The organism is Enterobacter vonholyi, from assembly GCF_008364555.1.
In the GTDB taxonomy this organism is placed as follows: Bacteria; Pseudomonadota; Gammaproteobacteria; order Enterobacterales; family Enterobacteriaceae; genus Enterobacter; species Enterobacter vonholyi.
Genome location: NZ_VTUC01000038.1, coordinates 47,935 through 68,158, shown reverse-complemented (window position 1 = coordinate 68,158; position 20,224 = coordinate 47,935). Strand labels below are relative to the sequence as shown.

The window sequence follows — 20,224 nt, the reverse complement described above, 5'->3', positions numbered from 1 at the left end:
TGACAGTTATCACCGAAAGCTAACCTTCACTTCGCTAAACTACTTGCCTGCTAAGGAGAGAGTTATGCTGGGATGGGTTATCACCTGCCACGATGAACAGGCGCAGGAAATGCTGGATAAGCTTGAAGCCAGATTTGGCCCGCTGGTGCAATGCCGGGCGGTAAACTACTGGCGCGGATTGAGCACCAACATGCTTAGCCGCATGATGTGCGATGCCCTGCATGAAACGGACACCGGTGATGGTGTGATTTTCCTTACCGATAAATCGGGCGCGGCGCCTTACCGTGCAGCCGCTTTGCTCAGCCATAAGCATGCATGCTGTGAAGTGATCTCGGGTATTAACCTCTCCCTGCTGGCGTTAATGTATCCGCAGCGTGAAGCCTTAAGCAGCGCTGAGTTTCGTCAGGCCATCGTGGCGCAGGGCGTTCCGGGCGTCAGCAGCTTGTGGCATCAGCAGCAAAAAAATCCTCCTTTCGTCCTGCTCCACGATTTGTATAAGAATTAAACGTTGGTATTGATGTCTCATTTGTTACAATAGCGGCAGTTTTCCGCACCGATTAAGACACCATGCTACCGCGCATTCTTTTCTTGCTATTGATGCTCATTTCCGGCGTCAGCTCAGCCAGTTTACTCAGCCAGCAAACGCTGCCTGCCCAGTACATGCAAACCACCGAAGACGCGGCAATCTGGGCGCAGGTGGGAAACAGCGTGATCAACGTCGGTAACGTGCGCGCCGGGCAGATCCTCGCCGTTGTGCCCGCGGCGGCGGACTACTATGAATTTCGCTTCGGTTTTGGCACGGGTTTTATCGATAAAGGGCACCTGGAGCCGGTTCAGGGGAAACAGCGCGTTGAGGACAGCCTCGGGGATCTCAATAAACCCCTGAGCAATCAGAATCTCATTACCTGGAAAGACACGCCGGTCTATAACGCGCCGTCGAGCGGTAGCGCGCCGTTCGGCACATTAAGCGCCAATCTTCGCTATCCCATATTAAACAAACTGAAAGACCGCCTGAATCAGACCTGGTTCCAGATCCGCATCGGCAATCGTCTGGCTTGGATCAGCAGCCTGGATGCGCAGGAAGATAATGGACTTCCGGTTCTGACCTACCATCATATTTTGCGTGATGAAGAAAACACGCGCTTTCGACATACGTCCACGACGACCAGCGTACGTGCGTTTAACAACCAGATGGCCTGGTTACGCGATCAAGGCTATACCACCCTGACGATGTACCAGTTGGAAGGGTACGTGCGTAACAAAATGAACCTGCCTGCAAAATCGGTGGTAATAACCTTTGACGACGGCCTGAAATCTGTCAGCCGCTATGCCTATCCTGTGCTGAAAGAGTACGGCTTCAACGCTACCGCATTTATTATCTCTTCCCGCATTAAAGGCCACCCGCAGAAATGGGATCCTAAATCGCTGCAGTTTATGAGCGTGCAGGAGATTAAGGGCATTCAGGATGTGTTTGATATTCAGTCTCATACCCACTTCCTGCACCGCGTGGATGGGTATAAGCACCCGATTTTACTGAGCCGCAGCTATCACGTGATTTTGTTTGATTTTGAACGCTCGCGTCGCGCGCTGGCGCAGTTTAACCCGCGCGTGCTCTATCTTTCCTATCCGTTTGGCGGCTACGACAATAAAGCGATAAAGGCGGCAAATGATGCCGGTTTCCATCTGGCAGTGACGACGGTGAAAGGGAAGGTGAAGCCGGGGGATAATCCGTTCTTACTGAAACGCCTGTACATCTTAAGAACGGATTCGCTGGAAACAATGTCGCGGCTGATCAGCAATCAGCCGCAGGGATAATGCTTAAGCAACCTGAACCGGAATCGCCTTCGCGGTACGTTTCATGTCGTTGTCGCCTTCAAAATAGGCGACTTTCGGCTGCCAGCGGCGTGCCTCTTCATCAGACATCATCACGAAGCTGGCGATAATCACAATATCGCCCACGTCCGCGCAGTGCGCTGCCGCGCCGTTAACGGAGATGATTTTAGACCCGCGCTCGGCGGCGATGGCATAGGTTGAGAAACGTTTGCCGTTGTTAACGTTCCAGATATCAATCGCTTCGTTTTCAAGGATGCCCGCGGCATCAAGGAAATCCTGGTCGATGGCGCAGGAGCCTTCATAGTGCAGGTCGGCCTGGGTGACTTTCACACGGTGAAGCTTACCTTGCAGCATTTTGCGAATCATTATGTTTACCTTTCATCTTCCGGGTAGAGAAACCTACGCCAGTTCAACCACTTTGTTGTCGATTAGGCGGGCCTGACCAAGCCATGCCGCCACCAGAATGACTGCACGTTTGCTGGTCTGTGTAAGCTCCAGAAGCGTGTCGGCATCGCGAATTTGAATATCATCAGCGCGGAAGCCTTTATCGTTCAGCGCCTGTTCAGCCAGAGCAATAATCTCTTCGGCAGTTAACTCTTTCGCCAGAAGCTGTTCTGCCATGGTATTCATGACCTTGCTTAAGCCAGGCGCGATTTTACGCTGGTCGGCGGTCAGGTAGCCATTTCGCGAGCTGAGCGCCAGACCGTCTTTGGCGCGTACAATCGGTACGCCGACAATCTCGATATCGTAACCCATATCCGCAACCATCTTGCGGATCAGCGCCAGCTGTTGGAAATCTTTCTCACCGAAGCAGGCAACGTCCGGCTGCACAAGGTTGAACAGCTTGCTGACGATAGTGGAAACGCCGCGGAAATGACCCGGGCGGCTCGCGCCTTCGAGCATGGTGGAAATGCCCGGGACGTCAACGTAGGTTGCCTCTTCAGTACCCTGCGGGTAAACATCCGCCGGTGCAGGTGAGAAGACGATATCCGCATGGCGTTTTTTTAGCTTCTCGCAATCTTCCTGCAGGGTACGCGGATAGCGTGCCAGATCGTCGGCGCGGTCAAACTGCATTGGGTTAACGAAGATACTGACCACCACGATATCTGCACGGGCTCTTGCTTCGTCAACCAGCTTCATATGACCGTCATGCAGGTTGCCCATGGTCGGGACCAGTGCGATACGTTTACCTTCCTGACGCGCACGACGGATATGCTGGCGAAGCAGCGGCAGGGTTTCAATGATTAGCACAACGAGACTCCTTAATGGAAACTGTGTTCTTCACCCGGGTAAACACCGGATTCAACGTCGGCAATATACTGCCTGACCGCAGCGCGCATGTCGCCCGCTTCGGTGAGGAAATTTTTGGCAAATTTTGGAATATGTCCGCCAGTGATGCCAAAGGCGTCGTGCATCACCAGAATCTGACCGTCAGTCACGTTGCCCGCACCAATACCAATCACCGGAATCGACAGAGCTTCAGTAATGCGCTTCGCCAGCTCAACCGGCACGCACTCCAGCACCAGCAGTTGGGCACCTGCGGCTTCCAGCGCCAGGGCATCATCCAGCAGCGTCTGGGCTGCATCACCACGGCCCTGCACTTTATATCCACCAAAGATGTTGACGGATTGCGGCGTCAAACCCAAATGGCCGCACACCGGCACGGCACGCTCGGTAAGCATCTTCACCGTATCCACCAGCCATGCGCCGCCTTCAACTTTGACCATATTAGCGCCCGCACGCATCACCGCTGCCGCGTTTTCAAATGCCTGCTCCGGCGTGGCGTAGGCCATAAACGGCAGATCGGAAAGCAGCAGGCAGGCTGGGGCGCCACGGCGCACGGCGCGGGTATGGTAAGCGATATCCTCAACCGTCACCGGCAGGGTGGAATCATGTCCTTGTACCGTCATCCCTAACGAATCTCCGACCAGCATGACGTTGATCCCCTCTTCGGCAAACAGTTTGGCGAAGCTGTAGTCATACGCGGTGATGGTGGCGAAGCGTTTTTTTTCCTGTTTGCATTTCTGCAGTAAGGAGATGGTGGTTGGTTTCATACTGTTTCCTGATAGCCCAAAGCGAATCTTTGCGCATTCTAACAGTAACATTCGAGGGAACAATGATTTTAGGTAACCGATTAGCCACAATTATTTTGAGGCTAATCAGCAAGGGAACCCGATCACCAGCGAGTGGGTCTTTCCGCGTTGAGGCTGTCCAGAATGGACTTAAGTGGGGTGCCATCCGGGAAGATAAGATCGGGGGCGACTTCAAACAGCGGCCAGAGCATAAACCCGCGATTTTTCATGTCGTAATGCGGAACGGTGAGACGTTCAGTGTTAATGGTCTCGTGACCAAACAGCATAATGTCGAGGTCCAGCGTGCGCGGTCCCCAGCGCTCGGCTTTGCGAACGCGGCCCTGCTGCAGTTCGATGCGCTGGGTATTGTCCAGCAACTCTTCTGGGCCCAGTTCAGTCTCAAGGATCACGGCGGCGTTCAGATAATCAGGCTGATCCTGCGGACCCAGCGGCGGAGTGCGGTAGAACGAGGAGACAGCCACAATCTTGCTTTGCGGGATCTCACCCAGCGCCTTTACGGCAGCATTCACCTGCTCCAGCGGAGAGGCTAAATTGCTGCCGATGGCGATACAGGCGAGGGTCATGCTGTCCCTTCACGACGCGGCGCGCGTTTGCGCGGGCGACGATGACGGCGACGCGGTTCCGGCTCTTCATCCAGCCCGGTGAGCATATCTTTTTGCTCTGGCGGGGCGGAAACCTGGAATTCTGCCCACCACTGTGCCAGACGCTGCAGCTCCTGGTTGCGTTCAATTTCCGCGCGCAGCGACAGGAGATCGAAGGCGGCGCGGAATTTAGGATGCTCCATCAGCTTCCAGGCGCGTTTGCCCTGACGACGGGACATGCGCAGCTGAAGCTGCCAGATGTCGCGGACCAGAGTGGTAATACGTTTCGGAATGGCGAGCGTGCGGCAGCCTTCGTCCAGCACGTCGTTGGCGGCCAGCGCGAAAGCATCGTAATAGGCGAGCCCGCTCTCCTGGGTAATGCGCTGGGCCGTTTCCAGTAGCGGATACCAGAACATCGCGGCAAACAGGAACGCCGGGTTCACGCGCATGTCGTTGCGAATGCGGGTATCGGTATTTTTCAGCACCTGCGCAATCATCCGCTCCATTGGGCTATCACCGTTTTCGGTGAAGTAGCGGGTAATGGTCGGGAACAGCGGCTGGAACAGGTTGTATTCGCGCAGCAGATTGTAGGTTTCAAAGCCGTGGCCGGCCTGCAGCAGCTTCAGGGCCTCTTCGAACAGGCGGGCAGGGGGCACGTCGTTAATCAGCGTCGCAAGACGCGGAATAGGCTCTGCCGTTTCCGGGCTGATGCGCATGTTCAGCTTGGCGGCGAAACGCACGGCGCGCAGCATACGCACGGGATCTTCACGATAGCGCGTTTCCGGCGTGCCGATCAGACGGATCAGACCTTCTTTCAGGTCCTGCATGCCGCCGACGTAATCGCGCACGGTGAAATCCGCCACGCTGTAATAAAGGCTGTTGATGGTGAAGTCGCGACGCTGGGCATCTTCTTCGATAGAGCCGAAGATATTGTCACGCAGTAGCATACCGTTCTGGCCGCGCTGTGACGTGGTGCGATCGGACGCGCCGGCTTCGTGGTGGCCGCGGAAGGTTGCCACTTCGATAATTTCCGGGCCAAACATCACGTGAGCCAGACGGAAACGGCGGCCAACGAGACGGCAGTTACGGAATAGTTTGCGCACCTGCTCAGGCGTGGCGCTTGTCGTCACGTCGAAATCTTTCGGTTTTTTGCCCAGCAGTAAATCACGCACTCCACCGCCTACGAGATAGGCCTCGTAGCCCGCTTTATTCAGACGATAGAGCACCTTGAGGGCATTTTCACTGATATCTTTGCGGGAAATTGTGTGCTGCTCACGCGGAATAACCGACATGTGTGGCTGTGCAATAGCATCGTTCGCCATGCTCTCTTCGCGGCTTAGCACTTTACGGCAAAAATTAGCGACTCGGGTAAAAATGGTACACCTCGTAGTGTGTTTTGTTATGAAAAAAGCGGCTAATCATAGCTCAGCGCAACGCATTTGAGAATGCTGGATTTTTGGCACTGCCGCGAGCGTCCAGTTGGCAACGGCCATTTTCAGCAGTTCGTCAATACGCAGATCCTGCCATTCGTTGGTTACATTCTGGTTGAGAAACCGCAGCGCGTCGATCAAAACAGGGCGCGGATCGCCCTCTGGCAGTGCCGGGGCGTGGTTCTGCTTTGACAATTTTAAACCCTGCGCATTAACCGCCAGCGGCAGATGAATGTAATCCGGCGCCGTCCAGCCAAACTGGTGATAAAGCGAAATTTGTCGCACGGTGGGCTCGACCAGATCCGCCCCGCGCACAATCTCCGTCACGCCCTGAAAACGATCGTCGACGACCACGGCCAGGTTGTAGGCGAAAAGGCCGTCACGACGGTGAATAATAAAATCCTCACGCGCCAGACGTTCATCGGCATGAATCTCACCGGAGAGAAGATCGTTAAAGCGCGTCACCGGGGAGCGCTGCTTGATGCGCACGGCGGCATTTTCCGGGGGAAGGTTGAGCGTACGACAGTGGCCATCATAGACCCCTCCTACGCTCTGGATACGGGCGCGGGTGCAGGTGCAGTTATAGGAAAGCCCCCGATCTCGAAGCCAGGCCAGACGTTCCCGATAAGCATCGTGACGTTTTGACTGCCAGAGAACCTCGTCATCCCAGTGAAGACCGTAATGTTCCAGCTGACGCAGAATAGTCTCTGCTGCACCGGGAACTTCACGCGGAGGGTCAATATCTTCAATGCGGACAAGCCATTTTCCCAGGCGGGCGCGAGCCTGCAGGTAGCTGCCGAGCGCGGCAATTAATGAGCCGAAGTGTAATTCACCGGAAGGAGATGGCGCGAAGCGCCCAATATAGTGTGATTCAGACATATCAACAGTAACAAGGCGGGAGAGACTCCCGCCTTTGGAGTGTGTAAACAGCGCTGGTGTTAACCGGCCATCTGTTTTTCGCGGATTTCGGCCAGCGTTTTACAGTCGATGCACAAATCGGCGGTTGGACGCGCTTCCAGGCGACGAATACCGATTTCAACACCGCAGGATTCGCAGTAGCCAAAATCTTCGTCTTCGACTTTTTTCAGCGTTTTCTCGATCTTTTTGATCAGTTTGCGTTCGCGGTCACGGTTACGCAGTTCGAGGCTGAACTCTTCTTCCTGAGCGGCACGGTCTACCGGATCCGGGAAGTTGGCAGCTTCATCCTGCATATGAGTAACGGTGCGATCGACTTCATCCCTGAGTTGATTACGCCATGCTTCAAGAATACGCTTGAAGTGCGACAGCTGGGCTTCGTTCATATACTCTTCGCCCGGCTTCTCTTGATACGGCTCCACCCCAGCGATGGCGAGAATACTCAGGGACGATGTTTTACGGTTTTGCCCTTCTTGCATGTTGCTTCTCCTTAACACGCACTATCGATCCCCGTGTTGGGGGAAAAATCAGGTCGCTATAAATAGCAGATGCTTTTCCGTATGGCAATTATCTAAACGTAACACTTGACAAGCCTGTGAGGAAAAGCGTATTTGCGCACGCGGCCAGAACACTTATTCGTCAATCGTCTAATCCCTTACAAGACAATGGGAAGAGAGGATCTCAGAGTCATATTATCGGCAGAAAGTTCCGCTTTATAAGCGAAAACCTCTACCCCCTGCTTTTGTGCCTCATTCAACAATTGCGCGTATTTAGGGTCAATATGGCGGGCAGGGGAGAAACGTTCAATGGCTGAATGCAACACCGCAAACAGCAATACGGCGCGTTTGCCCGCCGCCGCAACACTCATTAGCTCTCGCAGATGCTTCTGGCCACGTAGCGTTACCGCATCCGGGAAGTAGCCATTTTCCTGTTCCGCTAACGTCACTGATTTCACTTCAATATAGCACTCCGGCCTGTCTTCCGCCTGTAACATGAAGTCAATTCTGCTGCCCTCATCGCCATATTTCACTTCACTTTTATGCGTGCCATATCCCACCAGTTCGGGAATTGTGCCAAGGGTCAGCGCTTCCTTAACCAGCTGATTGGCGCGCTGGGTATTAACGCAAATAAATGCCCCGTTTTGGGTTTCGGTCATTTCCCAGGTATGGGCATATTTCCGTTTACTATTTTCTGATGTGGAATACCAGACCCTGTCACCCGGCGTCGCACATCCCGTCATGGCACCGGTATTGGGGCAGTGCAGGGTGAGCTGAACCCCTTCGGGGGTAATCACGTCGGCGAGGAAGCGTTTGTAGCGTTGGATTAACGTGGCGTGCTGCAGAGGAGGACTAAACTTCATCAGAATTCCTTTCGGTGTTGCCCAGCGTCCAGCGCTGTAGTGGCGTATAGCGGGTGCGTCCCTGTGCAAAGACGGATTCATAAAGCGCGAATGTGTTGACCGGAAACGCCCAGTGAAAACCCGGCGGCGGGATGGCAACGGCCTGACCGGCATCGCGCAGCAGCGTGATATGCGGATGAAACGGCTGTGGGCTCTGATAACAGCCGCTGCGCGCCGCCTGCGCGCGCAGCATGTTCGCCAGCTGTAATAATCCGCGCGGCGGCTGGCGCGTTCCCAGCCAGACCACGCGCGAACGTAGCCACTGACCCGCGTCGTCAAGTTGCAGCGTAAATTCCGGCTGGGCAATACGCCCGGCCATTGCGGCTAATGCCCGCTGTTTTTCGGCGCTGACGTCGCCCAAAAAGGCCAGCGTCAGGTGCAGGTTAGCCGCCGCAACAGGACGGCCTGCTTCCGGAGCGAAGTTGTCGGCACGCCAGCGAACAATTTGACGCTGTATCGTGGTGGGCAATTCAATGGCAAAAAACAGCCGTTTCGACTCAGGCATACGGAGGACTCGGTAATGATATGCGCCGATGCTACAATGTACGCCGACTAATGTTAACCCTCTGGAGCTGTTAGTGTCCTCATTGCCGGTCGCCGTCGTTCTTCCTGACCTTCTCGCTGCCTTACGCCATTCCCCGCAGGTTTTGCTCAGTGCCCCGACGGGGGCGGGTAAGTCCACCTGGCTTCCGCTGCAGATTCTGAAAGACGGGAACATCAGCGGGAAAATTATCCTGCTGGAGCCGCGCAGGCTGGCCGCGCGCAACGTGGCGCAGCGTCTGGCGGAGCTGCTGAATGAAAAACCGGGCGAAACGGTAGGTTACAGGATGCGTGCCGAGACCTGCGTTGGCCCGACCACGCGTCTTGAAGTGGTCACCGAGGGCATTCTTACCCGCATGCTGCAAAACGATCCGGAGCTGAACGGCGTTGGGCTGGTGATCCTGGATGAATTCCACGAGCGCAGCCTGCAGGCGGATCTGGCCCTCGCGCTGTTGCTGGACGTTCAGCAGGGGCTGCGCGACGATCTCCGGCTTTTGATAATGTCGGCCACGCTGGACAATGAGCGGCTACGGCAGGCGCTACCCGATGCGCCTGTTATCAGCTCTGAAGGGCGGGCGTATCCCGTTGAACGCCGCTATCAACCGCTTCCGACCCACCAGCGTTTTGACGAAGCGGTCGCCATCGCAACCGCAGAACTGCTGCGTCAGGAACCCGGCTCGCTGCTTCTGTTTTTGCCGGGTGTCGGTGAGATCCAGCGCGTGCAGGAGCACCTATCTACCCGCGTAGGCGGCGATGTGCTGCTTTGCCCGCTTTACGGCGCGCTGTCGCTGCAGGATCAGCGTAAAGCTATCCTTCCTGCTCCGGTTGGGCAGCGCAAGGTGGTGCTGGCAACCAACATTGCTGAAACCAGTTTGACCATTGAAGGTATTCGCCTGGTGGTGGATAGCGCGCAGGAGCGGGTAGCAAGCTTTGACCCGCGTACCGGGCTGACTAAACTCCTGACGCAGCGCATCAGCCAGGCGTCGATGGTGCAGCGCGCTGGCCGAGCGGGGCGTCTTGAGCCGGGTATCTGCCTGCATTTGACCAGCGCGGAACAGGCTGAACGTGCTGCACAGCAAAGCACGCCAGAAATTTTACAAAGTGATTTGTCTGGTCTGGTAATGGATCTACTCCAGTGGGGCTGCCCGAACCCTGAGCAGCTCACCTGGCTCAATCCTCCCCCTGTCGTAAACCTCACCGCTGCGCGCACGTTGCTGACCCAGCTTGGCGCGCTGGAAGGCGAGCGTCTGACGGCGCGCGGCCAGAAAATGGCAGCGCTGGGCAACGATCCGCGTCTGGCCGCGATGCTGGTGGCTGCGCAAGGGGAAGATGAAATTGCCACGGCGGCAAAACTGGCGGCTATTCTTGAGGAGCCGCCGCGTGGAGGCAACAGCGATCTGGGGCAGGCTTTTTCGCGCAATCAGGGAAACTGGCAGCAGCGGGCGCAGCAGTTGTGCAAACGCCTGAATAGCCGGGGAGGAGCGCCTGACAGCGATAAGATTGCCTTCCTGCTGTCCCAGGGCTTCCCTGACAGGATTGCGCGTCGGCGCGGGCTGGACGGTCGCTACCAGCTGGCAAACGGCATGGGTGCGATGCTGGACAGCGATGACGCCCTGACGCGTCATGAGTGGCTGATTGCGCCGCTCCTGCTGCAGGGCAGCCATTCTCCGGATGCGCGTATCCTGCAGGCGATAGCCGTAGATATTGACGCCCTGACGCGTACCTGTCCGCAGCTGCTTCAGCAATCTGATACCGTGGAGTGGGATGACGCCCAGGGCACGCTTAAGGCGTTTCGTCGCAGCCAGATTGGAAAGCTGACGCTTGGAACGAAGCCGCTGGCGAAGCCGTCGGAAGAAGAGCTGCATCAGGCGATGCTGAACGGTATTCGGGAAAAAGGGTTGAGTGCCCTGAACTGGACGCCGGAAGCGGATCAGTACCGCATTCGTCTGCACTGCGCCGCGAAGTGGCTACCGGAATATAGTTGGCCTGCGGTGGATGACGAGACGCTGCTCGCTACGCTTGAGCGCTGGCTACTGCCGCAAATGAGCGGCGTACACTCTCTGCGAGCCCTTAAGGCGCTTGATGTTAAGACCGCGTTACAGAATTTACTGGACTGGTCATTACGTCAACGTCTGGATAGTGAACTGCCAGGGCATTACACTGTGCCGACCGGAAGCCGGATTGCCATCCGTTATCATGAGGATAATCCGCCGGCGCTGGCGGTTCGGATGCAGGAGATGTTTGGCGAGGCCGCCACGCCGTCCATTGCAGAAGGGCGCGTGCCGTTAGTGCTTGAGCTGCTGTCCCCTGCGCATCGTCCATTGCAAATCACCCGAGATTTGGGGGCGTTCTGGGCGGGAAGCTACCGTGAAGTGCAGAAAGAGATGAAGGGGCGATACCCCAAACATGTCTGGCCGGACGATCCGGCGAATACGGCGCCGACGCGGCGAACAAAGAAATATTCGTGAAAGGGGAGTGCGGCCTGATGCCCTCACCCCGCCCCTCTCCTGCGGGGAGAGGGAGAAAACACATTTTGAGAGATTTCTTCTTTCACAGGCCTGTGAAAGAAAAGAAAATCTGGCCTTTGCGCCTGAAAGTTGCGGAGAAAAAGCATGGCGGGGAATGACCGCGAGCCAATAGGACGTAAGGGAAAACCAGCGCGTCCGGCGAAAGAAAAGGTAGGCCGTCGTCGCCTCAGAGATGAGGACTATGACGATGACTATGAAGACGATTATGAGGATGAAGAACCGATGCCGCGTAATGGAAAAGGCAAAGGGCGTAAGCCTCGGGGCAAGCGCGGCTGGTTCTGGCTGCTGCTGAAGCTGTTTATTGTTTTTGTCGTGCTGATGGCGATTTACGGCGTGTATCTCGATCAGAAGATCCGCAGCCGTATCGACGGTAAAGTCTGGCAGCTACCTGCGGCAGTGTATGGCCGTATGGTGAACCTTGAGCCAGATATGTCCATCACTAAGAACGAGATGGTTAAACTGCTGGAAGCCACCCAGTATCGTCAGGTGTCAAAAATGACGCGGCCTGGCGAATTTACCGTGCAGTCCAACAGCATTGAGATGATCCGTCGTCCGTTTGATTTCCCGGACAGTAAAGAAGGACAGGTGCGAGCGCGTCTGACCTTTGACGGCGATCGTCTGGATACCATCGAGAACATGGATAACAACCGTCAGTTCGGTTTCTTCCGTCTCGATCCGCGTCTGATCACCATGCTTTCGTCAGCAAACGGCGAGCAGCGTCTTTTCGTGGCGCGTAATGGCTTCCCGGATCTGCTGGTCGATACCCTGCTGGCAACCGAAGACCGTCACTTCTACGAGCACGATGGCATCAGCCTCTACTCGATTGGTCGTGCGGTGCTGGCTAACCTGACTGCCGGTCGGACCGTGCAGGGGGCGAGTACGCTGACCCAGCAGCTGGTGAAGAACCTGTTCCTCTCCAGCGAACGCTCTTACTGGCGCAAAGCGAACGAAGCCTACATGGCCGTGCTGATGGATGCGCGCTACAGCAAGGATCGTATCCTTGAGCTGTACATGAACGAGGTCTACCTCGGTCAGAGCGGCGATAACGAAATCCGCGGCTTCCCGCTGGCGAGCCTGTACTACTTTGGTCGCCCGGTGGAAGAGCTGAGCCTGGACCAGCAGGCGCTGCTGGTGGGCATGGTGAAAGGGGCGTCCATTTATAACCCGTGGCGTAACCCGAAACTTGCGCTGGAGCGTCGTAACCTGGTGCTGCGTCTGCTGCAACAACAGCAGGTGATCGACCAGGAGCTGTACGACATGCTGAGCGCGCGTCCACTCGGGGTTCAGCCGCGCGGTGGGGTGATCTCGCCTCAGCCTGCGTTTATGCAGCTGGTGCGTCAGGAGCTGCAAAGCAAGCTTGGCGATAAGGTCAAAGATCTCTCCGGCGTGAAGATCTTCACCACCTTTGACTCCGTGGCGCAGGATGCGGCAGAAAAAGCAGCGGTAGAAGGCATTCCGGCGCTGAAGAAACAGCGTAAGCTCTCCGATCTGGAAACCGCGATGGTGGTGGTTGACCGTAACACTGGCGAAGTTCGCGCGATGGTGGGCGGTGCCGAGCCGCAGTTTGCTGGCTATAACCGCGCCATGCAGGCGCGTCGCTCAATCGGTTCTCTGGCAAAACCAGCAACCTATCTCACTGCCCTGAGTCAGCCAAATCAGTATCGCCTGAATACCTGGATTGCGGATGCGCCGATCTCCCTGCGCCAGCCCAACGGCCAGGTCTGGTCACCGCAGAACGATGATAAACAGTTCAGCGGGCAGGTCATGCTGGTGGATGCGTTGACCCGTTCCATGAACGTGCCAACGGTGAACCTGGGCATGTCGCTGGGACTGCCAGCGATTGTCGATACCTGGCAAAAACTTGGCGTGGCGAAAGATCAGCTGCACCCGGTACCGGCGATGATCCTGGGCGCGCTTAACCTGACGCCGATCGAAGTGGCGCAGGCGTTCCAGACCATTGCCAGCGGGGGTAACCGCGCGCCGCTGTCTGCCCTGCGTTCGGTGATTGCCGAAGATGGCTCCGTACTGTATCAGAGCTTCCCTCAGGCGGAGCGTGCAGTTCCTGCTCAGGCCGCCTATATGACGCTGTGGACGATGCAGCAGGTAGTGCAGCGCGGTACCGGGCGTCAGCTGGGTGCGAAGTATCCGGGCCTGCATCTGGCAGGTAAGACCGGGACCACCAACAATAACGTCGATACCTGGTTTGCCGGGATTGATGGCCGTGAAGTGGTGATCACCTGGGTAGGCCGCGATAACAACCAGCCGACCAAGCTGTACGGGGCGAGCGGGGCGATGTCGATTTACCAGCGCTATCTGGCAAATCAGTCTCCGGTGCCGCTGAACCTTGTCGCGCCGGAAGATATCGTCGATATGGGCGTGGACAGCTCCGGTAACTTCGTCTGCGGCGGCGGGATGCGTACGCTCCCGGTCTGGACAACCAACCCGGATTCCCTGTGCCAGCAGAGCCAGCCTGAACAGCCGACCGGTAACCCGTTCGACCAGTCTTCTCAGCCACAGCAGCCGCAGCAGCAACAGCCGCAGCAGCAGAATGAGAAGAAAGACAGCGACGGTGTTGCGGGCTGGATTAAAGACATGTTCGGCGGTAACTAACCTTGTAAAGCCCTCTTCCCCGGAAGGGGGCTTTTTTTACCCGTAGACCTCATTTCGTTAACCCTCGTTTTAACTCTGATTAACCCTTCGTTTTCTCTTGATGATTTCTTAAACCCTTAATTCTCATAGGGCCGCTTACTGCTTGCTATGCAACCAGCGTTTCGCATATTATTCTGGCGCTCATAATAATAATTCTCGTTTACGTTATCATTCACTTTCACATCAGAGATTCAACATGGCGCTTTCCAATACTGCTCAGCCAATGAACACGTCGCTGCGTAAACTCGCGGTCGTCGTCGCCACAGCGGTTGCTGGCATGTCAACTTATGCACATGCTGCCGAAACCCCGAAAAAAGAAGAAACCATTACGGTAACAGCAGCTCCTGCGGCACAGGAAAGTGCCTGGGGTCCTGCTGCTACCATCGCCGCAAGGCAATCCGCGACCGGAACCAAAACGGATACCCCTATTCAAAAGGTTCCGCAGTCTATTTCTGTCGTCACTGCCGAAGAGATGGCGCTGCATCAGCCGCGCTCGGTGAAAGAAGCCCTGAGCTATACGCCGGGCGTTGCGGTAGGCACGCGCGGTGCGTCTAACACCTATGACTATCTGATTATTCGCGGCTTCGCAGCCGATGGTCAGACGCAGAATAACTACCTCGACGGCATGAAAATGCAGGGGAACTTCTATAACGACGCGGTGATTGATCCGTATATGCTGGAGCGCGCCGAGATCATGCGCGGTCCGGTTTCCGTTCTGTACGGCAAAAGCAGCCCTGGCGGGTTGCTGAACATGGTCAGTAAGCGCCCAACAACCGAGTCCCTGAAAGAGATCCAGTTCAAAGTCGGCACGGACAGCCTGTTCCAGACCGGGTTCGACTTTAGCGATGCAATCGACGATGACGGCGTTTACTCTTACCGTTTAACGGGCGTTGCGCGTTCTAATAATTCCCAGCAGGAAGGTAAGGGCGAGCAGCGTTACGCCATCGCGCCATCGTTCTCCTGGCGTCCGGATGATAAAACCACCTTCACGTTCCTCTCCTATTTCCAGAACGAGCCTGAAACGGGCTACTACGGCTGGCTGCCAAAAGAGGGAACGGTTGATCCGCTGCCGAACGGCGATCGTCTGCCGACTAACTTCAACGAAGGCGCGAAGAACAATACCTATTCCCGTAACCAGAAAATGGTGGGATACAGCTTCGACCACGAGTTCAACGATACCTTTACCGTGCGTCAGAACCTGCGCTATGCGCAGAATAAAACTTCCCAAAACAGCGTCTACGGCTACGGCATGTGTTCCGATCCGCTCTACTCGAGTAATCCGGCATCCAGCCCTTGCGCGAGCGTTCCTCAGTCGCAGTGGGGTCATACGCTGACTCGCCAGTATGTGATCGATAATGAGAAGCTGGAAAACTTCACTGTTGATACGCAGTTGCAGAGCAAGTTCGCGACAGGTTCACTCGATCATACTCTGCTGACTGGGGTGGATTTCATGCGCATGCGTAATGACATCGACTCGTGGTTCGGCTATGCCGGTTCCGTTGCGCCATCTGATATCTATAACCTCGATCGTAGCGATTTCGATTTCGGTTCACATCCTGGACCGTCAGGTGCCTATCAGGTGTTGAACAAGCAAAAACAGACCGGCGTTTACGCTCAGGATCAAATTGAGTGGGACAAAGTCCTGGTAACCCTGGGCGGTCGTTATGACTGGGCCGATCAGGAATCCTACAACCGCGTGACGAACACCACCTCCAAACGTGATGATACCCAGTTCACCTGGCGCGGTGGCGTTAACTACCTGTTTGATAACGGTGTAACCCCGTACTTTAGCTATAGCGAGTCGTTTGAACCGGCTTCTCAGACCGGAGCGAACGGCAACGTCTTTGCACCGTCTAAAGGCAAACAGTACGAAGCGGGCGTGAAATACGTGCCGAACGATCGTCCGATCGTCGTCACCGGTGCGTTGTACCAGTTGACCAAAACCAACAACCTGATGGCGGACCCGGCGGGCTCCTTCTTCTCGGTACAGGGCGGTGAAATCCGCGCGCGTGGCGTAGAGGTGGAAGCGAAAGCGGCCCTGTCTGCGAGCGTTAACCTGGTAGGTTCTTATACCTATACCGATGCCGAATACACCACAGACACCACTTATAAAGGCAACACGCCTGCTCAGGTTCCAAAACACATGGCATCGCTGTGGGGTGATTACACGCTGTTTGACGGTGCGCTGTCTGGCCTGACGCTGGGTACCGGCGTCCGTTACACGGGTTCAAGCTATGGCGATCCGGCGAACTCCTTCAAAGTAGGCAGCTACACCGTTGTCGATGCGCTGGTCAGATACGATCTGGCACGCGTTGGCATGGCTGGCTCAAACGTCGCGCTACACGTGAACAACCTGTTCGATCGTGAGTACGTTGCCAGCTGCTTTAATACTTACGGCTGCTTCTGGGGTGCTGAACGTCAGGTTGTTGCCACCGCGACCTTCCGCTTCTAATCTCTCTTCGGGCACGGTTCGCCGTGCCCTTTTTATTTAAGTTGGCTGATATGCAGGATAATCAAACGCAACCCGACACCACCTTTACGCTTAACCATCTCTCCTTTCGCGTACCCGGGCGCACCTTGCTGCATCCGCTCTCTTTGACGTTTCCCGCAGGTAAAGTCACTGGCCTGATTGGTCATAACGGTTCCGGTAAATCTACGCTGCTCAAGATGCTGGGGCGCCATCAGCCGCCTTCTGAAGGCGATATTCTGCTGGATGACCAGCCGCTGGAGAGCTGGAGCAGCAAAGCGTTTGCCCGCAAAGTGGCCTATCTGCCGCAGCAGCTGCCGCAGGCGGAAGGGATGACGGTGCGTGAGCTGGTGGCAATTGGGCGTTATCCCTGGCACGGGGCGCTTGGGCGCTTTGGCGTTGCTGACAGAGAGAAAGTGGAAGAGGCGATTGCGCTGGTCGGGCTGAAACCACTGGCGCACCGTCTGGTGGATAGCCTGTCCGGCGGCGAACGTCAGCGCGCGTGGATTGCGATGCTGGTGGCGCAGGACAGCCGCTGCCTGCTGCTGGATGAGCCAACCTCGGCGCTGGATATCGCACATCAGGTCGACGTGCTGGCGCTGGTGCACCGCTTAAGCCAGGAGCGTGGTCTGACGGTCATTGCGGTCCTGCACGATATCAACATGGCGGCGCGCTACTGTGACTACCTTGTCGCGCTGCGCGGTGGCGAAATGATTGCGCAGGGTACACCATCCGATCTGATGCGCAGCGAAACGCTGGAACATATTTACGGTATTCCGATGGGTATTCTGCCTCACCCGGCCGGGGCTGCACCGGTGAGCTTTGTCTACTGATGCTGAATAACACACGCATTAGCCGCCGTCGCCTGCTGACGGCGATGGCCCTTTCACCGCTGCTGTTAAAAATGAATACGGCGCGTGCTGCCACCGTCGATCCGCACCGTATTGTGGCCCTGGAATGGCTGCCGGTCGAACTGATGATGGCGCTCGGCGTCACGCCCTACGGCGTCGCGGACATTCCCAACTATAACCTCTGGGTGAACGAGCCGAAGCTGCCGGACTCGGTGATCGACGTCGGCCTGCGAACTGAGCCAAATCTCGAACTGCTCACCCAGATGAAACCCTCGTTCCTGTTCTGGTCTGCGGGCTACGGTCCCTCAGAGGAGGTCATGGCGCGCATTGCGCCCGGGCGCGGATTCGCTTTCAGCGACGGTAAAAAACCGCTGGCCGTAGCGAAAAATTCGATTAACGAGATGGCGCATTTCCTCAACCGCGAGGCGGAGGCCAAAAAACACCTCGACGAATTTGATGCCCTGATCGACTCCCTGAAGCCGCGCTTTGCTCACCGGGGCGATCGTCCGCTGCTGATGGTGACGCTGCTGGATGCCCGCCATATGCTGGTCTTCGGTAAAAACTGTCTGTTCCAGGAGGTGCTGGACAGCTTCGGCATTCGTAATGCCTGGGAAGGGGAGATGACGTTCTGGGGCAGTACCGCCGTGGGTATCGACCGTCTGGCGGCGTTTCGCGACGTGGACGTGCTGTGTTTCGACCACGGCAACGAACGCGACATGCAAACCCTGATGGCGACTCCGCTCTGGCAGGCGATGCCGTTTGTGCGCGAGAAGCGCTTCCAGCGCGCTCCGGCGGTCTGGTTCTACGGCGCGACGCTGTCGGCCATGCATTTTGCCCGCGTGCTTGATAACGCTCTGGGAGGTAAAGCATGAGTACGCGTATCGCCCGTTTCCCGGCGCTTCTGCTGATGCTGATTTTTCTTGCCGCGCTGGCGTTAACCGGGTTCAACCTCTCTGCCGCGTTACCGCGCGCGCAATGGGGAGCCGCGCTGGCCTCGCCGGATATCGACAATATTCAGCAGATGCTGTTCCACTACAGCCTGCTGCCGCGTCTGGCAATCTCCCTGTTAGTCGGTGCCGGTTTAGGGCTGGTGGGCGTGCTGTTCCAGCAGGTTTTACGTAACCCGCTGGCAGAGCCAACCACGCTCGGCGTCGCGACCGGCGCGCAGCTTGGGATCACCATCACCACGCTGTGGGCGCTGCCGGGAGCGTTAACCTCGCAGTTTGCAGCACTCGCGGGGGCGTGCGTGGTGGGCGCGCTGGTCTTTGGCGTGGCCTGGGGCAAACGCCTTTCTCCCGTGACGCTTATCCTGGCCGGGCTGGTGGTGAGCCTGTACTGCGGGGCGATTAACCAGCTGCTGGTGTTGTTCCATCACGATCGGCTGCAAAGCATGTTCCTGTGGAGTACCGGCACGCTCACCCAGACCGACTGGAGCGTTGTGCTGCGCCTGTGGCCGCAGCTGGCTGGCGGTGTCGTGCTGACGCTGCTGCTCCTGCGTCCCCTGACGCTCATGGGGCTGGATGATGGCGTGGCGCGCAATCTCGGTCTGGCCCTGTCTCTGGCTCGTCTGGCGGCGCTGACGCTGGCGATCGTACTGAGCGCCCTGCTGGTGAACGCGGTCGGCATTATCGGGTTTATTGGCCTGTTTGCGCCGCTGCTGGCGAAAATGCTCGGCGCGCGTCGCCTGCTGGCGCGTCTGATGCTGGCGCCGCTCATTGGGGCGCTGATCCTCTGGCTTTCCGATCAGCTCATTCTCTGGATGGCGCAGGTATGGAGGGAAGTGTCTACTGGCTCTGTGACCGCGCTTATCGGGGCGCCGCTGCTGCTGTGGCTGCTCCCGCGCCTGCGCAGCATGAGCGCACCGGCGATGGACGCTGGCGACAAAGTCTACGCTGAACGTCAGTCGGTGCTGTGGTTTAGCCTTGCCGGTCTGGCGGTGCTGATTATCGCCTCGTTCGCGGCGCTCTCATTCGGACGCGATGCCTCGGGCTGGCACTGGGCAACGGGCGATTTACTCAACGACCTGCTGCAGTGGCGCTGGCCGCGTATCTTTGCTGCGCTGATCGCAGGGGTAATGCTGGCGGTAGCGGGGTGCATTATTCAGCGTCTTACCGGCAACCCGATGGCGAGCCCGGAAGTGCTTGGGATCAGCTCCGGCGCCGCCTTTGGCGTGGTGCTGATGCTGTTCTTTGTGCCGGGGAATGCGTTTGGCTGGCTGATGCCTGCCGGCAGTCTCGGTGCGGCAGTTACGCTGATGATTATCCTGATTGCCGCCGGTCGCGGCGGGTTTTCACCGCACCGCATGCTGCTGGCGGGGATGGCGCTCAGCACCGCGTTCACGATGCTGCTGATGATGCTGCAGGCGAGCGGCGATCCGCGTATGGCGAAGATCCTGACCTGGATTTCCGGCTCAACGTACAACGCCACCGGCAGCCAGGTGATCTGGTCCGGGATGGTGATGGTCGTGCTGCTGGCGATGGTGCCGCTGTGCCGACGCTGGCTGACTATTCTGCCGCTCGGCGGCGAAAGCGCGCGTGCGGTGGGAATGGCGCTGACGCCAGCGCGTGTGGCCTTGCTGCTGCTGGCGGCGTGCCTGACGGCGACGGCAACCCTGACGATTGGACCGCTGAGCTTTGTCGGGTTAATGGCGCCGCACATTGCCAGAATGATGGGATTTCGCCGGACGATGCCGCATATTGTTATGTCGGCCCTGACGGGCGGGGTGATGCTGGTGTTTGCGGACTGGTGCGGAAGAATGGTGCTGTTCCCGTATCAGATCCCGGCGGGACTGCTGTCGACCTTTATCGGTGCGCCGTACTTTATTTATCTGTTGAGAAAGCAGAGTCGGTAATAAAAGCAAACGGCAATCCTTAGATTGCCGTTTTAGTGTTTGCTCCCTCTCCCTGAGGGATAGGGGTGGGGTGTGGGCATCAAGCCG

General features: G+C 57.1%; 17 protein-coding genes. 8 read left to right on the top strand and 9 right to left on the bottom strand.

All coding sequences use genetic code 11. The annotated features are described in order from the left end of the window. Nucleotides 1-64 precede the first annotated feature (64 nt). Both F0319_RS20990 and F0319_RS20985 read left to right on the top strand, forming a co-directional pair. Nucleotides 65-505, top strand: coding sequence for a PTS sugar transporter subunit IIA (locus F0319_RS20990; protein WP_149367700.1), 441 nt, complete (start codon nucleotides 65-67; stop codon nucleotides 503-505). Nucleotides 506-567: 62 nt separating this feature from the next. Further along, a complete protein-coding gene (locus F0319_RS20985; protein ID WP_133293796.1) occupies nucleotides 568-1,815 on the top strand; it encodes a polysaccharide deacetylase family protein in 1,248 nt (415 codons plus the stop codon). A gap of 3 nt (nucleotides 1,816-1,818) precedes the next feature. Here the strand turns inward: F0319_RS20985 and panD are convergent, their stop codons facing one another. From panD to thpR, 9 genes are all read right to left on the bottom strand, one after another. Next, complete coding sequence (gene panD, locus F0319_RS20980; protein WP_006810068.1) at nucleotides 1,819-2,199, bottom strand: aspartate 1-decarboxylase; 381 nt, start codon at nucleotides 2,197-2,199, stop codon at nucleotides 1,819-1,821. A gap of 33 nt (nucleotides 2,200-2,232) precedes the next feature. Beyond that, nucleotides 2,233-3,084, bottom strand: coding sequence for a pantoate--beta-alanine ligase (gene panC / locus F0319_RS20975; protein WP_111964013.1), 852 nt, complete (start codon nucleotides 3,082-3,084; stop codon nucleotides 2,233-2,235). 11 nt (nucleotides 3,085-3,095) lie between these two features. Then, nucleotides 3,096-3,887, bottom strand: a complete 792-nt coding sequence (gene panB / locus F0319_RS20970) for a 3-methyl-2-oxobutanoate hydroxymethyltransferase (RefSeq protein ID WP_045401071.1) — start codon at nucleotides 3,885-3,887, stop codon at nucleotides 3,096-3,098. 122 nt (nucleotides 3,888-4,009) lie between these two features. Then, the gene (folK, locus tag F0319_RS20965; RefSeq protein ID WP_111964012.1) at nucleotides 4,010-4,489 is read right to left on the bottom strand and encodes a 2-amino-4-hydroxy-6-hydroxymethyldihydropteridine diphosphokinase; all 480 of its coding nucleotides are present in this window, start codon (nucleotides 4,487-4,489) and stop codon (nucleotides 4,010-4,012) included. Beyond that, nucleotides 4,486-5,883 carry a polynucleotide adenylyltransferase PcnB gene (gene pcnB, locus F0319_RS20960; RefSeq protein ID WP_072254544.1) on the bottom strand — a complete coding sequence of 466 codons (1,398 nt, stop codon included), beginning with the start codon at nucleotides 5,881-5,883 and terminating at the stop codon, nucleotides 4,486-4,488. Before pcnB ends, folK begins: the two co-directional genes overlap by 4 nt. 42 nt (nucleotides 5,884-5,925) lie before the next feature. Then, nucleotides 5,926-6,816, bottom strand: coding sequence for a tRNA glutamyl-Q(34) synthetase GluQRS (gluQRS, locus tag F0319_RS20955; RefSeq protein ID WP_149367699.1), 891 nt, complete (start codon nucleotides 6,814-6,816; stop codon nucleotides 5,926-5,928). A 59-nt stretch (nucleotides 6,817-6,875) separates the two neighbouring features. Further along, entirely contained in the window at nucleotides 6,876-7,331 is a 456-nt protein-coding gene (gene dksA, locus F0319_RS20950; RefSeq protein ID WP_001155232.1) for an RNA polymerase-binding protein DksA, read from the bottom strand. 176 nt (nucleotides 7,332-7,507) lie between these two features. Continuing rightward, on the bottom strand, nucleotides 7,508-8,212 hold the full coding sequence (sfsA, locus tag F0319_RS20945; RefSeq protein ID WP_023310436.1) for a DNA/RNA nuclease SfsA: 705 nt from the start codon (nucleotides 8,210-8,212) through the stop codon (nucleotides 7,508-7,510). Further along, nucleotides 8,202-8,756 carry an RNA 2',3'-cyclic phosphodiesterase gene (gene thpR / locus F0319_RS20940; protein ID WP_115876418.1) on the bottom strand — a complete coding sequence of 185 codons (555 nt, stop codon included), beginning with the start codon at nucleotides 8,754-8,756 and terminating at the stop codon, nucleotides 8,202-8,204. The genes sfsA and thpR overlap by 11 nt, the downstream gene beginning before the upstream one ends. A gap of 73 nt (nucleotides 8,757-8,829) precedes the next feature. On the opposite strand from thpR, the gene hrpB reads away from it, so the two are divergent. The 6 genes from hrpB (at nucleotide 8,830) to fhuB (ending at nucleotide 20,137) form a co-directional block, all read left to right on the top strand. Then, nucleotides 8,830-11,259, top strand: a complete 2,430-nt coding sequence (hrpB, locus tag F0319_RS20935; protein WP_149367698.1) for an ATP-dependent helicase HrpB — start codon at nucleotides 8,830-8,832, stop codon at nucleotides 11,257-11,259. A 144-nt stretch (nucleotides 11,260-11,403) separates the two neighbouring features. Next, a complete protein-coding gene (mrcB, locus tag F0319_RS20930; RefSeq protein WP_149367697.1) occupies nucleotides 11,404-13,929 on the top strand; it encodes a bifunctional glycosyl transferase/transpeptidase in 2,526 nt (841 codons plus the stop codon). Nucleotides 13,930-14,164: 235 nt separating this feature from the next. Further along, nucleotides 14,165-16,420 carry a ferrichrome porin FhuA gene (gene fhuA / locus F0319_RS20925; RefSeq protein WP_149367696.1) on the top strand — a complete coding sequence of 752 codons (2,256 nt, stop codon included), beginning with the start codon at nucleotides 14,165-14,167 and terminating at the stop codon, nucleotides 16,418-16,420. A gap of 50 nt (nucleotides 16,421-16,470) precedes the next feature. After that, nucleotides 16,471-17,268, top strand: coding sequence for a Fe3+-hydroxamate ABC transporter ATP-binding protein FhuC (gene fhuC / locus F0319_RS20920; protein ID WP_115876414.1), 798 nt, complete (start codon nucleotides 16,471-16,473; stop codon nucleotides 17,266-17,268). Beyond that, nucleotides 17,268-18,158, top strand: coding sequence for a Fe(3+)-hydroxamate ABC transporter substrate-binding protein FhuD (gene fhuD / locus F0319_RS20915; protein ID WP_115876413.1), 891 nt, complete (start codon nucleotides 17,268-17,270; stop codon nucleotides 18,156-18,158). The genes fhuC and fhuD overlap by 1 nt, the downstream gene beginning before the upstream one ends. Continuing rightward, nucleotides 18,155-20,137 carry a Fe(3+)-hydroxamate ABC transporter permease FhuB gene (fhuB, locus tag F0319_RS20910; protein ID WP_149367695.1) on the top strand — a complete coding sequence of 661 codons (1,983 nt, stop codon included), beginning with the start codon at nucleotides 18,155-18,157 and terminating at the stop codon, nucleotides 20,135-20,137. The genes fhuD and fhuB overlap by 4 nt, the downstream gene beginning before the upstream one ends. Nucleotides 20,138-20,224: the final 87 nt, after the last annotated feature.

Bases quoted from the DNA above. Each gene is read 5' to 3' on its own strand.
- fhuD (WP_115876413.1), top strand. From the start codon at position 17,268: ATGCTGAATAACACACGCATTAGCCGCCGTCGCCTGCTGACGGCGATG.
- folK (WP_111964012.1), bottom strand. From the start codon at position 4,489: ATGACCCTCGCCTGTATCGCCATCGGCAGCAATTTAGCCTCTCCGCTG.
- fhuA (WP_149367696.1), top strand. From the start codon at position 14,165: ATGGCGCTTTCCAATACTGCTCAGCCAATGAACACGTCGCTGCGTAAA.
- fhuC (WP_115876414.1), top strand. From the start codon at position 16,471: ATGCAGGATAATCAAACGCAACCCGACACCACCTTTACGCTTAACCAT.
- panD (WP_006810068.1), bottom strand. From the start codon at position 2,199: ATGATTCGCAAAATGCTGCAAGGTAAGCTTCACCGTGTGAAAGTCACC.
- F0319_RS20990 (WP_149367700.1), top strand. From the start codon at position 65: ATGCTGGGATGGGTTATCACCTGCCACGATGAACAGGCGCAGGAAATG.
- thpR (WP_115876418.1), bottom strand. From the start codon at position 8,756: ATGCCTGAGTCGAAACGGCTGTTTTTTGCCATTGAATTGCCCACCACG.
- mrcB (WP_149367697.1), top strand. From the start codon at position 11,404: ATGGCGGGGAATGACCGCGAGCCAATAGGACGTAAGGGAAAACCAGCG.
- sfsA (WP_023310436.1), bottom strand. From the start codon at position 8,212: ATGAAGTTTAGTCCTCCTCTGCAGCACGCCACGTTAATCCAACGCTAC.
- gluQRS (WP_149367699.1), bottom strand. From the start codon at position 6,816: ATGTCTGAATCACACTATATTGGGCGCTTCGCGCCATCTCCTTCCGGT.
- F0319_RS20985 (WP_133293796.1), top strand. From the start codon at position 568: ATGCTACCGCGCATTCTTTTCTTGCTATTGATGCTCATTTCCGGCGTC.
- fhuB (WP_149367695.1), top strand. From the start codon at position 18,155: ATGAGTACGCGTATCGCCCGTTTCCCGGCGCTTCTGCTGATGCTGATT.
- dksA (WP_001155232.1), bottom strand. From the start codon at position 7,331: ATGCAAGAAGGGCAAAACCGTAAAACATCGTCCCTGAGTATTCTCGCC.
- panB (WP_045401071.1), bottom strand. From the start codon at position 3,887: ATGAAACCAACCACCATCTCCTTACTGCAGAAATGCAAACAGGAAAAA.